At 70.5% G+C, this 3,245-nt stretch carries 3 protein-coding genes; all 3 read left to right on the forward strand.

Going from position 1 to position 3,245, the window contains the following annotated elements:
• Positions 1 to 377: 377 nt before the first annotated feature.
• Genes KGA66_RS28400 through KGA66_RS28410 form a run of 3 tightly spaced genes read left to right on the forward strand, consistent with a single transcriptional unit; the run spans position 378 to position 3,099 of the window.
• The gene (locus tag KGA66_RS28400; RefSeq protein WP_211472578.1) at positions 378 to 818 is read left to right on the forward strand and encodes a hypothetical protein; all 441 of its coding nucleotides are present in this window, start codon (positions 378 to 380) and stop codon (positions 816 to 818) included.
• Between the two features lie 59 nt (positions 819 to 877).
• Entirely contained in the window at positions 878 to 2,287 is a 1,410-nt protein-coding gene (locus tag KGA66_RS28405; RefSeq protein WP_211472580.1) for a DDE-type integrase/transposase/recombinase, read from the forward strand.
• Complete coding sequence (locus KGA66_RS28410; protein ID WP_211472582.1) at positions 2,284 to 3,099, forward strand: ExeA family protein; 816 nt, start codon at positions 2,284 to 2,286, stop codon at positions 3,097 to 3,099. Before KGA66_RS28405 ends, KGA66_RS28410 begins: the two co-directional genes overlap by 4 nt.
• Positions 3,100 to 3,245: the final 146 nt, after the last annotated feature.

Raw genomic sequence — 3,245 nt, forward strand, 5'->3', positions numbered from 1 at the left:
TGTTGAGCGTCAGTCTGTGTGAGGTTCCCGCGGGTCGGTGCCGACGTCCGGGCTGGTGATGGTCTGTGTGGGGGTCCTGGGTTTGCTTTCCGGCGGTCCGCGGCGTGACGGTGAGGATGTCCGTTTCGCGAAGCGACGGCCTTCCCGTCATCTGGCGAGATTCCCGGGAAGGCCGTCTTGGTGCTTGGAGGCACCTGGTGGTCACCGTAGATGACGATGTTCGTCGTGTTGAAACCTCCCTGGTCACAGGCCGGATCTTTGGGCCGTGCGGGCACCGGCTCTCGCCGTGGGGCTGGGCGCGGGAGCGTGTGGTGCGGGGTGAGGAAGACGAGCGTGTGCGGGTGCGTCCGCGGCGGGGGCGGTGCCGGGTGTGCGCGGTGACGCACGTGTTGCTGCCGGTGGCGCTGCTGGGCCGGCGCAAGGATACGGCGGCGGTGATCTGGGCGGGGCTGGTCGCGGCGGCGGCCGGGGCCGGGCATCGGCGGGTCGCGGACCTGCTGGGCCGTCCGGCCGGGACGGTCCGGGGGTGGCTGCGCCGGTTCGCGCTGCGGGCCGAGGAGATCCGGCGGGTGTTCACGGTGGTCGGGGTGGATCTGGATCTGGATCCGGTCCCGCCTGCTCCAGCCCTCTCGCCGAGCGCCGACGCGGTCGCGGCGGTGTTGTTCGCCGTGGGGGCTGCCGGGCGGCGGTGGCCGGACGGCGGCCTCGTCGTGTCGCCGCCCAGGGTCGCGGTCTCGGTGACCTCCGGTGGCCTGCTTGCTCCGCCCGCCTGGCCGATGTCGATCAACACGAGCCGCCTCTGGCGGCAGATCCGCTGATCAGCGACCCTTTCCCGGCATGCCATCTGCGGCTGCTGGAGAAGGAACGAGTCAAGGCCATGAGTTCTGCCGAGGACGAACACGCCCGGCGCCGGGAACGGGCGCAGGCGGTCGCGTTGTTCCGTTACACCCTGATCCGGGACGCTGCCGACGCGTCGGTCTCGCCGCGCGAACGCGGCAGGATGGTGCGCGCGATCGTCGCCGCCGAGCACCGGGGGCCGTTCGGCGGTCCGGTACGCATCTCGCGATCGAGCGTCGACCGGTGGATCGCGGCCTGGCGCGAGCGCGGCTTCGAGGCGTTGTTGCCGCCGGAACGCCAGGTCACCCCGCGCACGGATGCGGCTGTGCTGGCCATGGCCAAGGCGCTCAAGGCGGAGAACCCGGAGCGCACCGCCGCGCAGGTGGCCAGGATCCTGAGAGCCTCCACCGGGTCGGCGCCGTCGGAGCGCACGTTGCAGCGCCTGTTCGTCCGCGAAGAGTTGGCCGGGCGCACCCGGCCGCCGGCCACGGTGTTCGGCCGGTTCGAGGCGTTGCGGCCCAACGAACTGTGGGTCGGGGACGCACTGCACGCGGTGCACATCGGCGGTCGTAAGACCTACCTCTTCGCTTTCCTGGACGATCATTCAAGGGCCGTGGTCGGGCACCGGTTCGGGTTCGCCGAGGACTCGGTGCGCCTGGCCGCCGCGCTGCGCCCCGCTTTGGCCGCCCGCGGCATCCCCGAGAGCGTGTACGTCGATAATGGAAGTGCATTTATAGACGCAGCCTTACTCCGGTCGTGCGCCAGCCTCGGGATCAAGCTCGTGCACTCCACCCCGGGCCGCCCGCAGGGCAGAGGCAAGATCGAACGCTTTTTCCGCAGCGTCCGCGACCAGTTCCTGGTCGAGGTCACCGGCACCCGGCCCGACCTTGACGGCACCACCGAGCAGGGCCGGCACTTCGTCGGAGACCTGCAGGAACTCAATACCCTGTTCACCGCCTGGGTCGAGCGGGTCTACCACCGGCAGATACATTCCGAGACCGGGCAGGCCCCGATCGACCGCTACGCCGCCGGTTCGCCGGTGCGTCACGCCGGGCCCGGGGCGCTGCGCGAGGCGTTTTTGTGGTCGGCGCGCAGGAAGGTCACGAAGGTCGCCACCGTGTCCTTGCATAACAACTCCTACGAGGTGGACCACCTGCTGGCCGGGATGGTCGTGGAATTGCTGTTCGACCCGTTCGACCTGACGGTGATCGAGGTCCGGCACGACGGGATACCGGTCGGGACCGCGATCCCGCAGATCATCGCCCGCCATGCCCACCCCAAAGCCCGGCCGGAGGCCCCCGAGGCCCCGCCGACGGCGGCGACCGGGATCGACTACACCGCGCTGATCGCCGCCGAACACCAGGCGCACCTGGCCGCGGCGCATCTGAGCTATGCCGACCTCGCCGCCGGCGAGGCAGGACGCGAACACGAGGGCGAGGAGCGCGCGTGAGCATCGAGAAGCTGCAGGCGCACTGGGGATTCACCGCGATGCCCTTCCGCCGGGACCTGCCGGCCGCCTCGCTGCTGCGGTTCGCCGCACACGCCGAGGCCGCGGCCCGCACCCGGTGGCTGATCGACCAGCACGCGTTCGGGGTGCTGACCGGGGAGGTCGGCGCGGGCAAGACCGCCGCCGCCCGCGCGGCGACAGCAGGCCTGGACGCCTCCCGCCACACCCTGGTCTATCTGCCGAATCCCGCGGTCGGCGCGAGAGGGATCTACAACGCGATCGTGACCGCGCTCGGGGAGACCCCCAGGTTCCACTACAGCTCCCTGATCCCGCAGGCCGCCGACGTACTGGCCGCGGAAAGCGCGGAGCGGGGACGCCAGGTCGTCTTGATCATCGATGAGGCGCACCTGATGGACACCGGACAGCTCGAGGCCGTCAGGCTCCTGACGAACGCGGATATGGACTCCCGCTCACCGCTGGCCTGCCTGCTGATCGGCCAGCCCACGCTGCGCCGACGGATCAAACTCGGGGCGTTCGCCGCCCTGGACCAGCGGATCACGCTGCGCTACGCGATGCCCGGAATGAGCGAGAAGGAGACCAAAACCTACATCGCACACCACACCGCGCTGGCCGGACGAGCCGACACCCTCTTCTCCGACGACGCCGCCGCGCTGATCCACCAGAACTCCCGCGGTCTGCCCAGAGCGGTCAACAACCTCGCAGTCGCCGCGCTGATCGCCGCCTTCGCCGCCGGGAAGTCCATCGTCGACGAGTCCTCCGCCCGCGCCGCTGTCACCGAGGTCGCCACCGACTGACCGGCAACGGCAGCGACACACTGACGATCCCACCGACACCGTGAGCACCAACGCCCTGCCCGGCTGACCCCGGGCAGGGCGTTTCCGTCACCATGCGGCCCCAGCATCGATGCCGCCGACATCCTCATCTTCAACGTCGGGCAACA

The organism is Actinocrinis puniceicyclus (genome assembly GCF_018283645.1).
GTDB classification, from domain to species: domain Bacteria; phylum Actinomycetota; class Actinomycetes; order Streptomycetales; family Catenulisporaceae; genus Actinocrinis; species Actinocrinis puniceicyclus.

Excerpts from the sequence above, each read along its gene's own strand:
- KGA66_RS28405 (WP_211472580.1), top strand. The coding sequence starts at position 878 with ATGAGTTCTGCCGAGGACGAACACGCCCGGCGCCGGGAACGGGCGCAG.